We start from the raw sequence: 17,789 nt of genomic DNA on the forward strand, positions 1-17,789 counted from the left end.
CCGTGCCGACCTTCGCCCTCGGACCCAACCAGTACGGCAAGGCCGAGATCCGCATCGTGCGCGTCACCCGCGGGCCCGGCGGCGACGAGCTCATGGACCTCAACGTCAGCCTCTCCCTGCGCGGCGACCTCGCCGCCAGCCACCTCACCGGCGACAACGGCGCCGTGCTGCCGACCGACACGCAGAAGAACACCGTCTACGCGTTCGCCCGCCAGCACGGCATCGACGACATCGAATCATTCGCGGCGCGGCTGGCCCGGCACTTCGTCGGCTCCCAGCCGAGCATCCACGGCGCGCGGGTCCACGTCGAGCAGTACCCGTGGCGGCCCGTCGACGGCCGGCACACGTTCCGCCGCGACGGCGGCGAGGTGCGCACCGCCACCGTCCACCACGACGCGGAGCACACCCAGGTCGTGTCCGGCGTCCGCGACCTGGTGCTGCTCAAGACGACCGACTCCGAGTTCCACGGCTTCGTCAAGGACGCCTGGACCACCCTGCCCGAGACCCGCGACCGGATCCTCGCCACCAGCGTGAACGCCACCTGGCGGCACACCGGCTCGGCGGACGACGGCGCGGCCCGGGCCGCTCTGGTCGAGGCGTTCGCCGCCACCCACAGCCTGGCACTGCAGCAGACCCTGTTCGCGATGGGTTCGTCGGTACTGGCGGCGTGCCCGGACGTCGTGGAGGTGAAGCTGTCGCTGCCCAACCGGCACCACTTCCTCGTCGATCTGGCCCCGTTCGGGCTCGACAACCCCGACGAGGTGTACTACGCCGCCGACCGGCCGTACGGGCTGATCGAAGGGACCGTCAGGCGCGACGACGATGTCGCCGAGGAGGTCACGTGGAGTTTCTGAGACCGTCCACCTGGGACGAGGCCCTGGCCGCGAAGGCCGAACACCCCGACGCGGTGCCGATCGCCGGCGGCACCGACATCATGGTCGAGCTCAACTTCGACCGCCGCCGGCCGCCCGCGCTGCTCGACCTGACCCGGGTCGCGGCGCTCACCGACTGGGCCACCGACGGCGACCGGCTGCGGATCGGCGCCGGCGTCACGTACCGGCGCATCATCGACGAGCTCGGCACGCGCCTGCCCGGGCTGGCCATGGCGGCCAGGACCGTCGGCTCACCCCAGATCCGCAACCGCGGCACCGTCGGCGGCAACCTCGGCTCCGCCTCACCCGCCGGCGACGCGCACCCGCCGCTGCTCGCCACCGGCGCCGAGGTCGAGGTCGCCTCCGTCCGCGGCACCCGCACCGTCGCCGTCACCGACTTCTTCCAGGGCCCCAAACGCAGCGTCCTGGCCCCCGACGAGCTGATCGCCGCGTTCCTCGTGCCGGCCGCGAAGGGGCCGCAGCAGTTCGCGAAGGTCGGCACCCGCAACGCGATGGTCATCGCGGTCTGCTCGTTCGCCCTCGCGCTCGACCCGTCCCGGCGCAGCGTCGGCACGGGCATCGGCTCCGCCGGGCCGACCCCGCTGCGCGCCACGGACGCCGAGTCCCTGTCCGCCGAGCTGCCCTGGGAGGACCGCGCGCCGCTGCCGGAGTCGCTCGCGCGGCGGTTCGGCGAGCTCGTCGGCGCCGCCGCCCGGCCGATCGACGACGTGCGCGGCAGCGCGGCCTACCGGCGGCACGCGCTGGCCGTCCTCGGCCGCCGCACCCTGCGCTGGGCCTGGGAGGAGCACCGATGCGCGTGAACCTGACCGTCAACGGGGAGGACCGCCAGGCCGACGACGTCTGGCCGGGGGAGAGCCTGCTGTACGTGCTGCGCGAACGCCTCGGGCTGCCCGGCGCGAAGAACGCCTGCGAGCAGGGCGAATGCGGATCGTGCACCGTCTACCTCGACGGGACCCCGGTCTGCGCCTGCCTCGTCGCCGCCGGCCAGGCCGAGCACCGCGATGTCCGCACCGTCGAAGGGCTGCCGGACGCGGGCGGTCTCGACCCGGTCCAGCAGGCGTTCCTCACCGCCGGCGCGGTCCAATGTGGATTCTGTACCCCCGGCCTCGTCGTCGCCGTCCACGACCTGCTCGCGCGCAACCCGGTGCCCAGCGACCCCGACATCCGCGAGGCCCTCGCCGGGAACCTGTGCCGCTGCACCGGCTACGAGAACATCGTCGCCGCGGTGAAGCTGGCGGCCGGCGCATGATCGTGATCGAACACTGCGCGGTGTCCACGGTGGACGGTGCCGGCACCGAGCACGCCGACGGCCACGTCGCCGTCGAGGGCGACCGGATCGTCGCCGTGGGCCCCGGCCCGTACGAGGGCGCGCCGGACGCGACCCGGGTCGACGGCACCGGCTGCCTCGCCACGCCCGGGCTCGTCAACACCCACCACCACCTGTACCAGTCGGCGACCCGCGGCTACGCCCAGCAGGAGATCCTCTTCGGCTGGCTCAAGGAGCTGTACCCGGTGTGGGCCCGCATCGACGCGGGGACCGTGCACGCCGCCGCCACCGCCGGCCTCGCCCAGCTGGCGCTGTCCGGCTGCACCACCAGCACCGACCACCACTACGTGTTCCCCCGCGACGGCGGCGACGTCCTCGCCGCGGAGATCGAGGCGGCCGCGGCCGTCGGCCTGCGCTTCCACCCGTGCCGCGGGTCGATGGACCTGTCCGTCAAGGACGGCGGCCTGCCGCCGGACAGCGTCGTGGAGGACACCGACGCGGCCCTCGCCGCGACCAAGGACGCGATCGACCGCTTCCACGACCCGTCGCCGGGCGCGATGGTGCGGATCGCGGTCGCGCCCTGCAGCCCGTTCTCCGTCACGCCGCGGCTCATGCGCGAGGCCGCGGACCTGGCCCGCTCTGAAGGGGTCCGGCTGCACACGCACCTCGCCGAGACCGTGGAGGAGGAGGCGTACTGCCGGGAGGTCCACGGCTGCACGCCCGTCGACTACGCCGAGTCGCTCGGCTGGCTCGGCGACGACGTGTGGCTGGCCCACGCGGTGCACCTGGATCCCGGCGCGATCGCGAAGCTCGGCGCCACCGGCACCGGCGTCGCGCACTGCCCGAGCTCCAACGGGCGGCTCGGCGCCGGCCTCGCCCCCGTCCGCGACCTGCTCGACGCGCGGGTGCCGGTCGGTCTCGGCGTCGACGGCGCCGCGTCGCAGGAGGCCGGGCAGCTCGGCCCGGAGCTGCGCCAGGCCCTGTACCTGGCCCGCCTGCGGGGCGGGCCGGCCGCGCTCACCGCCCGCGAGTCCCTGGCGCTGGGCACGATCGGCGGCGCCCGCTGCCTCGGCCGCGCCGACGAGCTCGGCTCCCTGGAGGCCGGCAAGCTCGCCGACGTCGCCCTGTGGCGGCTCGACGGCATCGGCCACGCCGGCATCGACGACCCGGTCGCCGCGCTCGTGTTCGGCCCGCCGGCGCCGCTGCGCCTGCTGCTCGTCGGCGGCCGCGCCGTCGTCCAGGACGGCGCGCTGTCCACGGTGGACGAGGCCATGGCCGCCGCGGCGCTCGCCCGGGCGGCCCGCAAGCTCCGGGAGGCGCGATGACCACGCCTCCCGCGCCCGGCCCACGCACAGGTGCCGGCGCTCGCACGGTCTTGGAGGCGCGATGACCACGCCTCCCGCGCCCGGCCCACGCACAGGCGCCGGCGCTCGCACGGTCTTGGAGGCGCGATGACGACCGCGGCGCTGGGCACGCAGCAGGGCATCGGCACCTCGCCGCAGCGGCCCGACGGCACTCTGAAGGTGACCGGCGAGTTCGCGTTCTCCTCCGACCTGTGGGCCGACCGCATGCTGTGGGGCGCCACGCTGCGCAGCCCCCACCCGCGTGCCAGGATCGTCCGCGTCGACATCACGGGCGCCGTCGCCACCACTGGCGTGCACGCGGTCCTCACCGCCGCCGACGTGCCCGGCGCCAAGCGGTACGGCCTCGAGGACCGCGACCAGCCCGTCCTCGCCATCGACCAGGTCCGCTACGCGGGCGAGCCGGTCGCCATCGTCGCCGCCGACCACCCCGAGACCGCCCGCCGCGCGTGCGCCGCGATCGTCGTGGAATACGAGCCGCTCCCGCCGATCACCGATCCGGTCGCCGCCATCGACTCCGCGGACACCGTCCACGACCGGGGAAACCTGCTGCGGCACGTGCCGATCCGCAAGGGCGACCCGTCCGTCACCGCCCCGGTCGTCGTCGCCGGCGAGTACGAGGTCGGCATGCAGGACCAGGCGTTCCTCGGGCCCGAGTCGGGCCTCGCGATCCCCGCCGAGGACGGCGGCGTCGACCTCTTCATCGCCACCCAGTGGCTGCACGGCGACCTCGACCAGGTCGCCGACTGCCTCGGCCTGCCGGCCTCGAAGGTGCGACTCAGCCTCGCCGGCGTCGGCGGGGCGTTCGGCGGCCGCGAGGATGTCAGCATGCAGGTCCACGCGTGCATGCTCGCGCTGCACACCGGGCGCCCCGTGAAGATGGTCTACTCGCGCGAGGAGTCCTTCCACGGGCACGTCCACCGGCATCCGGCGCGCATGTGGTACGAGCACGGCGCCGACACCGACGGCAGGCTCGTCTACGTGAAGGCGCGCATCGTGCTCGACGGCGGCGCGTACGCCTCCACGTCCAAGGCCGTCGTCGCGAACGCGACCACGCTGGGCGTCGGACCGTACACAGTGGACAACGTGCTCGTCGACGGCTACGCCGTCTACACGAACAACCCGCCGTGCGGCGCCATGCGGGGGTTCGGCGCCGTGCAGGCGTGCTTCGCCTACGAGTCCCAGATGGACAAGCTCGCCGCCGCGCTCGGCATGGACCCCGTCGACGTCAGGACCCGCAACGCCATCGCGCCCGGCGACACCATGCCGACCGGCCAGGTGGTGCGTGGCCCCGCCCCCGTCGCCGACCTCCTCGACCGGGTCCGCGCCGCGCCACCGCCCCCGGACCGCGGCGGCGACCTGCGGGAGCTGCCCGGCGGCGTCGCCAACACCACCCACGGCGAAGGCGTGCGCCGCGGCGTCGGCTACGGCGTCGGCATCAAGAACGTCGGCTTCTCCGAAGGGTTCGACGACTACTCCACCGCCCGCGTCCGGCTCGAGGTCGTCGGCGGGGAGCCGGCCGCCGTCGTGCACACCGCCGCCGCCGAGGTCGGCCAGGGGCTCGTCACCGTCCAGGCCCAGATCGTGCGCACCGAGCTCGGCGTCGACCAGGTCACCGTCGCCACCGCCGACACCACGATCGGCAGCGCCGGCTCCAGCTCGGCGTCGCGGCAGACGTACGTCACCGGCGGCGCCGTCAAGGCCGCCTGCGCCGCCGTCCGCCGGGAGCTCGGCCGTCGCATCGGCAGGGACGACTTCGTCCTGCGGGGCGGCAAGCTCGTCACCGGGGGAGGGGAGCTGATCGCGGACCTCGCCGAGGTGCTCGGCGACGTGCCGGTGGAGGAGACGGTCGAGTGGCGGCACCGGCCGACCACGCCCCTCGACCCGTCGACCGGCCAGGGCGACGCGCACGTGCAGTACGCGTTCGCCGCGCACCGCGCGACCGTCGACGTCGACGTCGAGCTCGGCCTCGTGCGGGTCGTCGAGATCGTCACCGCGCAGGACGTCGGCCGGGCCCTGCACCCGCAGTCGGTGCGCGGCCAGATCGCCGGCGGCACCGCGCAGGGCCTCGGCCTCGCCGTGATGGAGGAGATCCAGGTCGACGGCGGGCTCATCCGCAACCCGTCGTTCACCGACTACCTGATCCCCACCATCCTCGACGTCCCGCCGATGCGCATCGACGTGCTCGAGCTCGGCGACCCCGACGCGCCCTACGGCCTGCGCGGCGTCGGCGAGCCGCCGACGATCTCGTCCACCCCGGCGATCGTCGCCGCGATCCGCGCCGCGACCGGCCTCGCGCTCAACCGAGTCCCGGTCCGGCCCGAACATCTCACCGGGACCTGAGCATGGGACTCACCGACCTCGACCTCGAAGAGCTGCTCGCGAGCGCCGAGCACGCCGGCGACACACCGCCGCCCGCGCCGGTGGCCCGCCGCCCCGTGCACACCTGCTACGTGCCCGCCGACCGGTTCAGCGCCACCACGGTCCGCGACTGGGGAGCGCTCGCGCTGGCCACCCTGGAGGAGCACGGACTCCCGGACTTCTCCGAGTCCATTGTGGACATGGTACGGACGAAGCTCGCCGGCGAACCGGTCGAGGACCTGCGCGTCGACTTCGAGGACGGCTACGGCGCGCGCCCTTCCTCCGTCGAGGACGAGCACGCCCTCGCGGCGGGCGCCGCCCTGCGCGCCTGTGCCGTGCCGTTCAGCGGGCTGCGGGTCAAGAGCCTCGAACCGGCGACCGTGCGGCGCGCCGCACGCACCCTCGACCTGTTCCTGTCCGCGCTCGGCCCGCCGCCGCCGGAGTTCGTCGTCACGATCCCGAAACCCACCTCGGTCGCGAACGTCGACACCGCGGTCCTGCTGTGCCGCCAGCTGGAGCACGCACACGGGCTGGAGGAGGGGCGGCTGCGCTTCGAGCTGCAGGTCGAGACCCCGCAGGCGGTCCTCGGCCCGGACGGCACGTCGCCGCTGCCGCGGATGATCCTCGCCGCGCGCGGGCGGCTCACCGGGCTGCACTACGGCACGTACGACTACAGCACCGCCCTCGGTGTCGCGCCCGCGCAGCAGGCCCTCGACCACCCCGTCGCCGACCACGCGAAGGCGGTCATGCAGGTGGCGGCGGCGTCCGCTGCCGGCGTCCACGTCGCCGACGGCTCCACCAACATCCTCCCCGTCGGCGACACCGCCGCCGTGCACGCCGCGTGGCGGGTGCACGCCCGGCTGGTGCGCCGCAGCCTCGAACGCGGCATCCACCAGGGCTGGGACCTGCACCCGGCGCAGCTGCCGACCCGCTACGCGGCCACGTTCGGCTTCTACCTCGACGGCCTGCCCGAGGCCCGCCGGCGCCTCGACGCCTACCTGTCCCGCCGTGACAGCGGCATCCTCGACGAGCCCGCCACGGCCCGGGCCATCGCCCGTTTCCTGCTCCGCGGTGTCCACTGCGGAGCACTGTCGGCGCCCTCCGTGGGGCGGACGATCGAGGAGTTGGTGGCCCTGTGACGTTCACGCTGCGCTCGCGGCAGGTGTATCTCCCGGACGGCCCGCGCCCGGCGACCGTCACCGTCCACGACGGACGGATCGCCGACCTCGGTCCCGTGGACGCCGACTGCGACGAGGACCTCGGCGACCTCGTCCTCCTGCCGGGCCTCGTCGACACCCACGTGCACGTCAACGAGCCCGGCCGCACCGAGTGGGAAGGGTTCGCCACCGCCACCCGCGCCGCGGCCGCCGGCGGCGTCACCACCATCATCGACATGCCTCTCAACTCGCTGCCCCCGACGACGACCGTCGCCGCGCTGCGCGAGAAGCAGGCCGCCGCGACCGGCAAGTGCTGGGTCGACGTCGGCTTCTGGGGCGGCGCCATCCCCGGCAACGCCGGCCAGCTGCCCGCGCTGCACGACGCCGGGGTCTTCGGCTTCAAGAGCTTCCTCGCCGACTCGGGCGTCCCCGAGTTTCCGCCCCTGGACCGCGACGGCCTCGCCGCCGCGTTCGCGAGCGTCGACGCGCTCTTCGTCGTGCACGCCGAGGACCCCGGGCACCTGCGCGACACGCTCGCGTCCCGCGCCTACCCCGACTTCCTCGCCTCCCGGCCACCGGTGGCCGAGGTCGCCGCCGTCGGCACCGCTCTGTCCGTCGCCGCCGCCGCGGGCGTGCGGGTGCACATCCTGCACCTGTCGGCCGCCGACGCGCTGCCGTTGCTGCGCGAGGCCGCCGCCGGCGGGGTCCGGGTCACCGCCGAGACCTGCCCGCACTACCTCACCCTCGACGCGCACGCCGTCCCCGACGGGGCCACCGAGTTCAAGTGCTGCCCGCCGATCCGTGACGCCGTGAACCAGGACGGGCTGTGGGCGGGCCTCGCGGACGGCACCATCACGGTCGTCGTGTCCGACCACTCACCCAGTACACCAGACCTCAAACGCCGGGAGAGCGGCGACTTCGCGGCCGCGTGGGGTGGCATCGCCTCGCTGCAGGTCGGCCTCAGCGCCGTCTGGACCGAGGCGCAGGACCGCGGCTTCACCCTCGCCGACGTGGTGCGCTGGATGGCGCTGGGACCCGCCGACCTCGTGGGCCTGACCCGCAAGGGGCGCATCGCGGTGGGCGCCGACGCCGACCTGGTCGCCTTCGCCCCCGACGAGCCGTTCGTCGTCGACGCGACCGCCCTGCACCACCGGCACCCCGTGACGCCCTACGCCGGCGCCGCGCTGCGCGGGGTCGTCCACACCACCTGGCTGCGCGGCGTGCCGGTCGGCGACACTCCACACGGAACGCTGCTGCGGCGCTCGGAGGATCGATGACCTTCACGGACCTGCCGGACCTGGCGTCGCGGCTGCTCGGCGGCGGCGTGGTCGACGCCAACGACGAGTTCTTCGCCGCCCGCGACAACCTCGTCAACCCGGAGCCGTCCACGTTCGAGACGTGGACGTTCGGCCCCAAAGGGAAGGTCTACGACGGCTGGGAGACCCGCCGGCGCCGCACCCTGGGGCCGGACCTGCACGACTGGGCCGTGGTGCGCCTCGGCGCCCCCGGCGCGGTGCACGGCGTCGTCGTCGACACCGCCCACTTCACCGGCAACTACCCGCCGCACGTCTCGGTCGAGGGCTGCGAGGTCCCCGGGCATCCCGCGCCCGCCGCGCTGACCGGCTGGTTCCCCCTCGTCGGCAGGTCGGCGGTGCGGGGCGACACGCGCAACCTCTTCGAGGTCACCGACCACCGCCGGGTCACCCACGTGCGGCTCAACATCTTCCCCGACGGCGGTGTCGCCCGCCTCCGCGTGCACGGTGTCGTCGACCCCGACCCGGCGCTGCTGCACGGCATGACGGTCGACCTCGCGGCCCTGGAGCTCGGCGGTCTCGTCGTGGACTGCAGCAACCGCTTCTACGGCTCCGCCAACAACCTCATCCTGCCCGGTCACGCGCGCGTCATGGGGGACGGCTGGGAGACGGCCCGCCGCCGCGACGACGGCAACGACTGGGTCCTCGTCCGCCTGGCCGCGCGGGGCACCATCCGCCTGGCCGAGCTCGACACCACCCACTTCAAGGGCAACGCCCCCGCCGCCGCCACGCTCCGCGGCACCCTGGACCCCTCGTCGGACCCCTCGTCGGACTCCGCCTGGTTCGACCTGCTGCCCCGGGTCGACCTGCAGCCCGACACCAGGCACCGCTTCCGCCTCGACAGCACCGTCCCCGCCACCCACGTCCGCCTCGACGTCTTCCCCGACGGCGGCATGGCCCGCCTCCGCCTCTTCGGCGAGACCCTCTGACGCCTGATGGTTGCATCTGGTACCCACGGGTAAGGTTCCCCTGACTTCCGGGCAGTGGGTTCGGGGCAGGGCTTCCGGGCGGCGGATGTGACAGGAGGACGGGTGACCGCTACCGCGATCGACTCCGGGCTGTTCCGCCGCGTCCTGCGCCGCCACGCGGCCGCGGTGGTCGTCGTCACCGCGCCGGGATCCCCGCCGACCGGTTTCACGGCGACGTCCTTCACGTCCGTCTCACTGGACCCGCCGCTGGTCTCCTTCTGCGTCGCCAAGGCCGCCTCGGCGTGGCCGATCGTCCGCGGCGCCGGCCTGGTCGGCGTGCACGTCCTCACCGCCGGGCAGGAGCCCGTGGCCCGCACGTTCGCCGCCAGGGGTGCCGACCGCTACGCGACGTATGCCGCGGCCGGCGGCACCTGGACCTCAGGCCCCGACGGCGTCCCCCTGCTGGACGGCGTGCTGGCGGTCCTCATCTGCGAGGTCGTCAACCACGTCGAGGCCGGCGACCACGTGATCGTCGTGGCGTCCCCGGTCCACGCCGCCCACCACGCCGACGCCACCGCGACGCCGCTCGTGTACCACGACGGCAGCTACCTGGCCCTCGACCGCTGACCCGTGGCCCGGTCGCCCGCCTGACCTCACCCTTCCGACCCCGGCCGGCCGGCTACGGGGCGGACCAGACCTCGGTGGCGACGCGGCGGAAGTTGCCGCCCAGGACGGCGGTCACGGCGTCCGCCGGGTAGCCCCTCGCCTCCAGCGCCGCCTCGACCTGGAGCAGGCCCTCCGGCGGCATGAGCTCGATCGGGCCCCATCGCGTGTAGCTCTCCGGGAACAGCTCCGGGTTGGTCGTCATCTCCTGGACGAGGTCCTCGTGATCGAACGCGAAGTCGCTTGCGACGCCGACGTGGTCGGGTCCTACCAGCTCCACGGCGTAGTCGATGTGCCGGACGAGCGCTTCGACGGACGCGTCGTTCGGTCCGAGGAAGATCCCGACGCCGGTGATGCCGATGACCCCGCCGGTCGCGGCGCACGCCCTGGCCTGCTCGTCGGTCACGTTGCGGGGGTGGTCCCACACGGCCCGCATGGACGAGTGGCTGTACACCATCGGCCGCTGCGTCACCTCCGCCAGGTCGAGGCCCGTCCGGATGCTGCAGTGCGACCCGTCCACGACCATGCCGACGGCGTTCATCTCCCGGACGAGGTCGCGGCCGTACGCGGTCAGCCCCTCGTCCACCTCGTCGAGACAGCCCGACCCGGCCGCGTTGCGCAGGTTGTAGGTCGGCAGCATGGTCCGCACGCCCAGGTCGAAGAACTCCCGGACGCGCCCGAGGTCCCCTTCGAGCGGCCCCGAGTCCTCCAGGTCGAACGCGACGGCGATCCCGCCGTCCCGGTGCACCAGGTCGATGTCGGCGACCGACTCGCCCAGCACCATGTCCTCCTCGAGTGCCACCCCGGCCCGGAACGCCGCAAGGAACGTGCGGACCTCGTCGGCGCTGTGCGGTGCGTACCCGACGTTGACCGACGCGAACGTCCCGCCCGGCCTCCGGTAGCGCCGCAGGTCGCCGACCCGTGCCCGCGCCGACAGCGGCAGGCAGGTGTGCTGCTCCCACAGCAGCCGATCAACCGTCATACGGGCACGCTACCTGCATGTCTTGGCCGCCACCGAGGGGCGTGGTTACGCTCGCCGGGTGAAGCGTGCCCTCGTGGTCGGCAACAGTGACGGGATCGGACTCGCGCTCACGCAGCGCCTCGTCGCCGAGGGGTGGAGCGTCACCGGCATGTCACGCAGCCCGCGGGACGGCGTCGTGCAGCACGTCGTGGACGTCACCTCGGACGAGTTCCCCGCGGTGCTCGCCGGGATCGGCCCGGTGGACCTGTGCGTGTACGCGGCCGGCGTCGGCGAGATGCTCGACCCCGCGGACCTCGCGGCGCAGACGAGGGCGCTCCAGGTGAACCTGATCGGCGCGGCCCGGACCGTCGAGGCGGTCGTGCCGGGCATGCTCGCGGCCGGCCGCGGTCATGTCATCGGGCTGTCGAGCCTCGCCGACGTGCTCATCTCCGCCGACGCGCCCGGGTACGCCGCCTCGAAGGCCGGCCTGACCTCCTACCTGCTCGGCCTGTCGGCGGCGCTGCGCCCGCGCGGCGTGGCGGTCACCGCGGTCAGGTTCGGGTTCGTCGACACGAAGATGGCCAAGGGTGCCGCGAAGCCGATGCTGGTCAGCGTCGACCGTGCGGTGGACGTGCTCATGCAGGCCGTCCGCACCCGCCGGCCCGTGGTGTCCTACCCGAGAAGGATGTCCGTCGCCGCCCGGGCCCTGCGGATGATCACGCGGAGCACCCTGAAGCGGTGACCGTGCCGCACCGCCCGTGCCGGCGCCGCGCGGTGGCGTCATGGGCGGCGTCAGGGGGTGCCGGTCCGGGCGTCGAGGTCCGCCTCGTGGTGGACGGCGCCTTCGAGGCGGCGGCGCAGGTCGTGCACCTGCCGCAGGACGAACCGGAGTGGCAGTCCCGGCTCGACCTCGGTGCGGCCGCCGTCCCGGGCCTCGTCGACCAGCCGCTCGGCGAGGCGGTCCAGCGCCCGTTCGCCCTCGAACCGCAGCCGGAACGCCTGTTCCCTCGTCTCCGGCGGCGCCACGGCCGCGCGCAGGCCGGGCCACTCGTCGTCGAGCCAGCGGTCCACGACGCCGGCGAGGACGAGGACGGCGTTGGTGCGGTCGGCGGGGTCGGTCGCGACGCTGACGTGCGCGTCGAAGCGGGACCGCAGCCCGGTGACGCCCCACCCGGCGGCGAGGACGCCGCGCGCCGCCCAGCGGACCGTCCCCGTCGAGCCCGACCACGTCTCCCATCCGGGACTCCACAGCGCGCGGTCGAACGCGTCCCGGCCGGCGCCGCCGAGCAGCGCCAGGCCGAGGAGCAGCCCGCCGTTGCAGTCGGTCGAGGCGCCGGCCGTCCCCCAGTCGAGGAGCCGCCGCGCCCAGGACGGGTCGCCGGTCTTCACGGCGAGGGCGGGCAGCAGCTCGGGAAACAGCCCGCGGCCCTCGTGCCGGCGCAGCTCCGCGGCCACGTCGATGCCGTCGCACCTGAGGTGGAGGAGGCCGAGCACCGCGCTGCACTGCGCGTCCCAGTCCCCGTGCAGCGCGTGGTCCCAGAGGATGAGGGTCGCCGGCTCGTGGCCGAGCCAGCCGACCACGTGCAGCACCTCGGGGTTGCGGTCGTGCACAGCGAGCAGCGCCGTCATGCCGAGGCCCGGCTGGGCTGGTTGTCATGCCAAGGCCCGGCTGGGGTGGTGGTCATGCCGAGGCCCCGGCCGGGTGGTCGTCAGGCCGGGGCCTCGCCGGTGGTGGTCAGGCCAGGGCCTCGACCAGCTCCTTGCAGAACGCAGGCAGGTCGTCGGGCTTGCGGCTGCTGATGAGCGGGCCGTCCACGACGACCTCCTCGTCGACCCACGTGGCGCCGGCGTTGCGGAAGTCGGTCTGCATCGAAGGCCACGACGTCACGCGGCGGCCGCCGACGCCGCCGGCCTCGATGAGGACCCAGCCACCGTGGCAGATCACGGCGACGGGCTTGCCCGACGCGACGAAGTCCTTCACGAGGTCGACGGCGGGCCGCTGCCAGCGCAACAGATCACCGTTGCCGACGCCGCCGGGTAGGACGAGGGCGGCGTAGTCGTCGGCGCGGGCGTCGGCCGCGGTCACGTCGACGTCGAACGCGTCGGCCTTGTCCAGGTGGTGGTATGCCTGCACCCGGCCCGGCTCGGGTGAGACCAGGCGCGGCGTGTGACCCGCGTGTTCGACGGCCTTCCACGGCTCCGTGAGCTCGACCTGCTCGATGCCCTCCTTGGCAACCAGAAATGCGACATTCATCGTCGATGTCCTCCTTCTGTGTCGCGCTGTGTCACGTTCCCCTGTTGCCTACCCGCTGCGCGACCACCCAAGCGTGTGACGGCTCACCCGTGGCGCCGGGACGCCGCTATCTTCGAACCGAGACGTCGAGGAGGGTCGATGGCCAAGGCGACGGTCACCGGGTTGTCACGCCCTTCCGGCAGCTCCCGGGCGTCAGGCCCTTCCGGCAGCTCGCAGCTGCCGGAGCTCAAGGCGTCGTGGTGGGAGTCGCACAGCGTGGCCCTGGCCAGCGTGCGGTTCAGCGCGATGGCGCGGCGTCTTCCGGCGGTCCTCCGGCAGGCGGTCGCGATCGCGTGGCAGGCCAACCGCCGCGACACCGTGGCCGCGCTGGCGCTCAACCTGCTCGCCGGGGTCGCGACCGCGTTCGGGCTGCTCGCGACGCGAGGGGTCCTGCAGGCGCTGTTCGCCGCGGGTCCGACCCTGGACCGGGTCCGGGCGGCGGTGCCGTCGCTGGTCGTCGTCGCCGCCGCGACCTTCGTGCGGAGCGGACTGTCGATCATCGCCGGCTGGGCGCAGGCGCGCCTCGAGCCGCAGGTGCTCACGACCGCGGAGCGGCGGCTGTTCGAGCTGACGACGCAGGTCAAGCTGGCCGCGTTCGACGACGCCGGGTTCTCCGACGAGATGGAACGCGCCCGCAACCGCGGGTCGCTCGCGGTGCAGTTCCTGACCCGCGGCGCGATCGACCTCACCGCCGGCCTCGCCGGGCTCGCCGCGACCGCGGTCACCCTCGCGCTGCTGCACCCCGTGCTGCTCGGCGCGCTGCTGCTGGCCAGCGTCCCGGCCGCGTGGGCGGCGGTGCGGGCGGCCCGCCTCGCCTACCTCAGCAACCACGCGCGCACCAGCCGCCGGCGCCGGCTGTGGATGCTGTCCGACCTGATGGCGAACCGGGCCACGGCCGCGGAGCTGCGCGCGTTCACGATGCGGCCGTTCCTCCTGCGCGAGTACGACATCATGGCCGGCGCGGAGACGAGGACGGAGCTGGAGGTCGTCCGGCGCCAGACGATGACCCGGCTCGTCGGCGGCGTGTTCTCCGGCGTCGCGACGTTCGGGGTGTACGTGGCGCTCGGCGCGCTCCTCGTCGACCACCGGCTGCCGCTCGCCGCGGCGGGCACCGCGGTGCTCGCGCTGCAGGCGGCCCGCAACGCGCTCGCGCTCGCCGTCACCAACGTCAACCGCGTCTACGAGGAAGGGCTGTACTTCAACGACTACACCGACTTCCTGGCCCGCGCCGGCGAGCGGATGCCGCCCGTGACCAGGGAGGCGACCGTGCGGGCGCCGGCGAGCATCGAGGTCCGCGACGCCACCCTGCACTACGCGGAGACCGACGCGCCCGCGGTCCTCGGCGCGAACCTGACCGTCCACCGCGGACAGACGATCGCGCTCGTCGGGGAGAACGGCTCCGGCAAGACCAGCCTCGCGCGGCTCATCGCCGGGCTGTACCACCCGGACAGCGGCACCGTGTCGTGGGACGGCACGCCGCTGTCCACCGTGGACCCCGAGGACGCGTGGCGGCACGTGGCGATGGTCAGCCAGGAGTACTGGCACTGGCCGTTCACCGCGGAACGCAACATCCTGCTCGGCACGAACGACGGCCCACGCGACGGCACGAACGACGGCCCGCGCGACGGCACGAACGACGGCCCGCGCGACGGCCCGCGCGACGGCACGAACGACGGCACGCACGACGAGCCGCGCGACGAGCCGGGCGACGGGCTGCGCGAGAAGACGCACGACGGGCTGGTCGAGGCCGCCGCGCGCAAGGCCGGCGCCCACGACATGATCGCCGGGCTGCCGGCCGGCTACGACACGCTGCTGTCGCGCAACTTCGCCGGTGGGCAGGACCTGTCCGGCGGCCAGTGGCAGCGCCTCGCCGCCGCGCGGGCGTTCTACCGCGACGCGCCGGTGCTCATCTGCGACGAGCCGTCCGCGGCGCTGGACGCGAGGGCCGAGCACGCGCTGTTCGCGGCGCTGCGGGCCGGCGCGCCCGACCGGATCACGGTGCTCATCACGCACCGCCTCGCCAACGTCCGCCACGCCGACCACATCTACGTCCTGCACGAGGGGCGCGTCGTCGAGCACGGCGCCCACCTCGACCTGCTCGCCGCCGGCGGCACGTACGCGGAGCTGTTCGCATTGCAGGCGACGGGGTACACGGCCGCTTGATACCTTCGCGGCGTGATCGAGGTGCAAGCCCGCAGGGCCACCGCGGCCGACGCCGGCGAGCTGGTCCGGCTGCGGATGGTGATGTTCCAGGCGATGGACGGTGTGGTGCTCGAGCCGGGGGACTGGGCCGAGCAGGCCGCAAGCTCGTTGCGGCGGCGGCTGCCCGGCGACGACGCCCGGACCGCGGCGTTCGTGGTCGACCGGCCCGGCGAACCGGGACGGCTGGCGGCGTGCGCGGTCGGCGTCATCGACGAGCGGCTCGGCTCCCCGTTGAACCCGACCGGCCTGAGCGGCTACGTCTTCAACGTCTCCACCGACGACGGATACCGGCGCCGCGGCTTCTCCAAGGCGTGCGTGGCGGCCCTGCTCGGCTGGTTCCGGGACAACGGGGTCGTCCGGGCGCAGCTGCACGCCTCCGAGGAGGGCTACGACCTCTACCGCGGGTTCGGCTTCCGCGACGTGGACCACCCGTCGATGGTGATCGCCCTCTGACCGGTCAGGCGGCGGGCCGCCCGGTGCGGGCGGCGTCGAGGGCGGACTGCAGCGAGCGCCGGTAGCCGTCGCTGGTGTAGGTGGCGCCCGAGACCGTGTCGAGGTCGGCGCTCTGGCGTTCGAGGGCCTGCTCACGCAGTACCGGTGCCGCGCGCATGCCGATCTCGATGCCGCGGGCCGCGGCCGTCGGGAGGCGCACCGTGACCACGTCGACGAGGCGGCCGCCGCGGACGTCGGCGCGGACCTGGACGGGCCCGAACGGGTTGGTGAAGACCGCGCCGAGATGGGAGCCGTCCATCATCCGGGACGGGTCCACGACACGGACACCCGGCGCGGGCTGGGAGGCGACGGCCGGGGCGTGCGCCGTGGAAGGGCCGGACGGACGGGTGGCGGCGGCCGGCGGGACCGGGACCACGGCCGGGAGCTGGGCCTTCACCGCGACCAGGAGCGCGGTCACCACGCCGGTGCCGAGGACGGCGAAGCCGATGCGTCGCATCAGAACTCGAACGGGTCGAGGTGGATCTGGCGGGCCGGCACCCCGGTCCGGCGCAGCGCCACCACGGACGCGTCGACGAGACCGGCCGACCCGCACAGGTACACGTCGCGGCGGGTCAGGTCCGGCACCAGCTCGAGCAGCCCGCGCGGGCTGAACGCGCGCCGCGGGCCGGGGTCGTCGCGGCCGCCGGTGACGTACCAGACCTGCGCGTCGCGCGCCTCGGCGAGCAGCGACAGCTCCTCCCGGAAGACCAGCTCGCCGGCGTTGCGCGCCCGGTACAGCACGACCGTCCGCGGCGGGAGCTCCTCCAGCAGCGCCCTGATCGGGCCGATGCCGCTGCCACCGGCGATGAGCAGCGCACGGGCCTGCCGGCGGCGGTCGGCGGTGAAGTCGCCGCTGGGGCCCTCCACGAAGACGCGCGTGCCGGGCCGCAGCCGGCGCAGGCCGGCGGTGTGGTCGCCGACGACCTTCACGGTCAGCCGCAGCCAGTCGTCGTTCGGGGCCGCCGACATCGAGAACGGGTGTGCCTGCCACCAGTTGCGGTCGTCGAGGAACCGCCAGCGGAAGAACTGGCCGGCGCGGACCCGCAGCTCCGGCAGCCGGTCGCCGCCGATGTAGATGGAGATCATGTCGGGGCCTTCGAGCACGACGGACCGCACCCGGAAGCGGTGCCGCAGGTTCATCCGTACGGGAGCGAACAACCGCCCCCAGAGGACCGCGCCGACGACCGCGCACCACAGCGCCAGCGAGAAGGCGCGCGAGAAGCCGGGCGCCGACATCTCCTGCCCGACCGCGAACTGGTGCCCGACCGAGAGCACCAGCACCAGGTAGGACGTGAGGTGCAGCAGGTGCCAGACCTCGTAGGACATGCGGCGCCGCAGCAGCGGCAGCGCCAGGACCGCGAGCGCCACGAGCAGCCCGGTGCCGACGAACGCGCCGAGCATCCCGGTGTACTTGTCGACCGTGAGCAACCGGACGACCTCGCGGGCGGGCCCGACACGTTCGAGCTTCGCGTAGCCCAGGACGGTGAACGCGGCGTGGGCGAGCACCGCGGCCACGACGAACACGCCGAGGTCGCGGTGCCAGTGCAGCAGGTCCCGGGCGCCCAGCCAGCGGTCCAGCCAGGCGACCCGGGACATCAGCAGCACCTGCACCAGCAGGACGTAGCCCGCGACGAGCCCGGTGATCCGCCCCACCGCCGTCAGCGACGTCGCCGGGTCGCGCAGGAACCCGGCGGGCGTGTTCCACCACCACGGCAGCAGCGTCGCCACCAGCCCCAGCCAGAACGCGGCGATCGTCACCGCCCGCCACGCGTCGACGGAGCGCCGGCGCCGGTACGGCCGGCGGAACTCACGCGGGATGACCGCCCCTGGAACCGGCTCTCGTAGTGCCCCTTGAATGTCCACCGGGGACGGTCTTACCAATCGCGCGGGCCGGCGGCCAAACCCTTCAGGTGCTTTT

General features: G+C 74.3%; 17 protein-coding genes. 12 read left to right on the top strand and 5 right to left on the bottom strand.

Annotation, left to right across the window (positions count from 1 at the left end; translation table 11 throughout):
• The first annotated feature begins 2 nt into the window (after nt 1-2).
• The 9 genes from pucL to AB0I21_RS27020 all read left to right on the top strand — a co-directional run bounded on the left by pucL (nt 3) and on the right by AB0I21_RS27020 (nt 9,887).
• Nucleotides 3-854, top strand: a complete 852-nt coding sequence (pucL, locus tag AB0I21_RS26980; protein ID WP_360565207.1) for a factor-independent urate hydroxylase — start codon at nt 3-5, stop codon at nt 852-854.
• Nucleotides 842-1,693, top strand: coding sequence for a xanthine dehydrogenase family protein subunit M (locus tag AB0I21_RS26985; RefSeq protein WP_344502700.1), 852 nt, complete (start codon nt 842-844; stop codon nt 1,691-1,693). Before pucL ends, AB0I21_RS26985 begins: the two co-directional genes overlap by 13 nt.
• Nucleotides 1,684-2,142 (top strand): (2Fe-2S)-binding protein, encoded by a 459-nt coding sequence (locus tag AB0I21_RS26990; RefSeq protein WP_360565209.1) that lies wholly within the window; start codon nt 1,684-1,686, stop codon nt 2,140-2,142. Before AB0I21_RS26985 ends, AB0I21_RS26990 begins: the two co-directional genes overlap by 10 nt.
• Nucleotides 2,139-3,485 carry an 8-oxoguanine deaminase gene (locus AB0I21_RS26995; protein ID WP_360565211.1) on the top strand — a complete coding sequence of 449 codons (1,347 nt, stop codon included), beginning with the start codon at nt 2,139-2,141 and terminating at the stop codon, nt 3,483-3,485. Before AB0I21_RS26990 ends, AB0I21_RS26995 begins: the two co-directional genes overlap by 4 nt.
• Nucleotides 3,486-3,611: 126 nt before the next feature.
• On the top strand, nt 3,612-5,864 hold the full coding sequence (gene pucD, locus AB0I21_RS27000; RefSeq protein ID WP_360565213.1) for a xanthine dehydrogenase subunit D: 2,253 nt from the start codon (nt 3,612-3,614) through the stop codon (nt 5,862-5,864).
• Nucleotides 5,865-5,866: 2 nt separating this feature from the next.
• Entirely contained in the window at nt 5,867-7,021 is a 1,155-nt protein-coding gene (locus AB0I21_RS27005) for a hypothetical protein (protein WP_360565214.1), read from the top strand.
• The gene (allB, locus tag AB0I21_RS27010; protein ID WP_360565216.1) at nt 7,018-8,316 is read left to right on the top strand and encodes an allantoinase AllB; all 1,299 of its coding nucleotides are present in this window, start codon (nt 7,018-7,020) and stop codon (nt 8,314-8,316) included. Before AB0I21_RS27005 ends, allB begins: the two co-directional genes overlap by 4 nt.
• Nucleotides 8,313-9,281 (top strand): allantoicase, encoded by a 969-nt coding sequence (gene alc / locus AB0I21_RS27015; protein ID WP_360565218.1) that lies wholly within the window; start codon nt 8,313-8,315, stop codon nt 9,279-9,281. The genes allB and alc overlap by 4 nt, the downstream gene beginning before the upstream one ends.
• A 102-nt stretch (nt 9,282-9,383) precedes the next feature.
• Complete coding sequence (locus AB0I21_RS27020; RefSeq protein WP_360565220.1) at nt 9,384-9,887, top strand: flavin reductase family protein; 504 nt, start codon at nt 9,384-9,386, stop codon at nt 9,885-9,887.
• Nucleotides 9,888-9,939: 52 nt separating this feature from the next.
• On the opposite strand, the gene AB0I21_RS27025 is transcribed toward AB0I21_RS27020, so the two are convergent.
• Nucleotides 9,940-10,905, bottom strand: a complete 966-nt coding sequence (locus AB0I21_RS27025; protein ID WP_360565221.1) for a membrane dipeptidase — start codon at nt 10,903-10,905, stop codon at nt 9,940-9,942.
• Between the two features lie 58 nt (nt 10,906-10,963).
• Here AB0I21_RS27025 and AB0I21_RS27030 point away from each other — a divergent pair, with 58 nt between their 5' ends.
• Nucleotides 10,964-11,626: an SDR family NAD(P)-dependent oxidoreductase gene (locus tag AB0I21_RS27030; protein ID WP_360565223.1), complete on the top strand. Its 663-nt coding sequence runs from the start codon at nt 10,964-10,966 to the stop codon at nt 11,624-11,626.
• A gap of 50 nt (nt 11,627-11,676) precedes the next feature.
• On the opposite strand, the gene AB0I21_RS27035 is transcribed toward AB0I21_RS27030, so the two are convergent.
• Both AB0I21_RS27035 and AB0I21_RS27040 read right to left on the bottom strand, forming a co-directional pair.
• The gene (locus tag AB0I21_RS27035; protein WP_360565225.1) at nt 11,677-12,513 is read right to left on the bottom strand and encodes a hypothetical protein; all 837 of its coding nucleotides are present in this window, start codon (nt 12,511-12,513) and stop codon (nt 11,677-11,679) included.
• A 106-nt stretch (nt 12,514-12,619) separates the two neighbouring features.
• On the bottom strand, nt 12,620-13,138 hold the full coding sequence (locus AB0I21_RS27040; protein ID WP_360565227.1) for a type 1 glutamine amidotransferase domain-containing protein: 519 nt from the start codon (nt 13,136-13,138) through the stop codon (nt 12,620-12,622).
• Nucleotides 13,139-13,276: 138 nt separating this feature from the next.
• On the opposite strand from AB0I21_RS27040, the gene AB0I21_RS27045 reads away from it, so the two are divergent.
• Together AB0I21_RS27045 and AB0I21_RS27050 are read left to right on the top strand one after the other, a co-directional pair.
• Nucleotides 13,277-15,340 (top strand): ATP-binding cassette domain-containing protein, encoded by a 2,064-nt coding sequence (locus AB0I21_RS27045; protein ID WP_360565228.1) that lies wholly within the window; start codon nt 13,277-13,279, stop codon nt 15,338-15,340.
• A 12-nt stretch (nt 15,341-15,352) separates the two neighbouring features.
• Nucleotides 15,353-15,832, top strand: coding sequence for a GNAT family N-acetyltransferase (locus tag AB0I21_RS27050; protein WP_360565230.1), 480 nt, complete (start codon nt 15,353-15,355; stop codon nt 15,830-15,832).
• Nucleotides 15,833-15,836: 4 nt separating this feature from the next.
• Here AB0I21_RS27050 and AB0I21_RS27055 read toward each other — a convergent pair whose 3' ends face one another.
• Nucleotides 15,837-16,328 carry an FMN-binding protein gene (locus AB0I21_RS27055; protein WP_360565232.1) on the bottom strand — a complete coding sequence of 164 codons (492 nt, stop codon included), beginning with the start codon at nt 16,326-16,328 and terminating at the stop codon, nt 15,837-15,839.
• Nucleotides 16,328-17,734 carry a ferric reductase-like transmembrane domain-containing protein gene (locus AB0I21_RS27060; protein ID WP_360565234.1) on the bottom strand — a complete coding sequence of 469 codons (1,407 nt, stop codon included), beginning with the start codon at nt 17,732-17,734 and terminating at the stop codon, nt 16,328-16,330. The genes AB0I21_RS27055 and AB0I21_RS27060 overlap by 1 nt, the downstream gene beginning before the upstream one ends.
• Between the last annotated feature and the right edge of the window lie 55 nt (nt 17,735-17,789).

This window comes from Dactylosporangium sp. NPDC050588 (assembly GCF_040654975.1).
Classification (GTDB): domain Bacteria; phylum Actinomycetota; class Actinomycetes; order Mycobacteriales; family Micromonosporaceae; genus Dactylosporangium; species Dactylosporangium maewongense.

What these genes read in the sequence shown, in the direction of transcription:
- AB0I21_RS26990 (WP_360565209.1), top strand. Translation starts at nt 1,684, where the DNA reads ATGCGCGTGAACCTGACCGTCAACGGGGAGGACCGCCAGGCCGACGAC.
- AB0I21_RS26995 (WP_360565211.1), top strand. Translation starts at nt 2,139, where the DNA reads ATGATCGTGATCGAACACTGCGCGGTGTCCACGGTGGACGGTGCCGGC.
- pucD (WP_360565213.1), top strand. Translation starts at nt 3,612, where the DNA reads ATGACGACCGCGGCGCTGGGCACGCAGCAGGGCATCGGCACCTCGCCG.
- AB0I21_RS27005 (WP_360565214.1), top strand. Translation starts at nt 5,867, where the DNA reads ATGGGACTCACCGACCTCGACCTCGAAGAGCTGCTCGCGAGCGCCGAG.
- alc (WP_360565218.1), top strand. Translation starts at nt 8,313, where the DNA reads ATGACCTTCACGGACCTGCCGGACCTGGCGTCGCGGCTGCTCGGCGGC.
- AB0I21_RS27025 (WP_360565221.1), bottom strand. Translation starts at nt 10,905, where the DNA reads ATGACGGTTGATCGGCTGCTGTGGGAGCAGCACACCTGCCTGCCGCTG.
- AB0I21_RS27035 (WP_360565225.1), bottom strand. Translation starts at nt 12,513, where the DNA reads ATGACGGCGCTGCTCGCTGTGCACGACCGCAACCCCGAGGTGCTGCAC.
- AB0I21_RS27040 (WP_360565227.1), bottom strand. Translation starts at nt 13,138, where the DNA reads ATGAATGTCGCATTTCTGGTTGCCAAGGAGGGCATCGAGCAGGTCGAG.
- AB0I21_RS27045 (WP_360565228.1), top strand. Translation starts at nt 13,277, where the DNA reads ATGGCCAAGGCGACGGTCACCGGGTTGTCACGCCCTTCCGGCAGCTCC.
- AB0I21_RS27055 (WP_360565232.1), bottom strand. Translation starts at nt 16,328, where the DNA reads ATGCGACGCATCGGCTTCGCCGTCCTCGGCACCGGCGTGGTGACCGCG.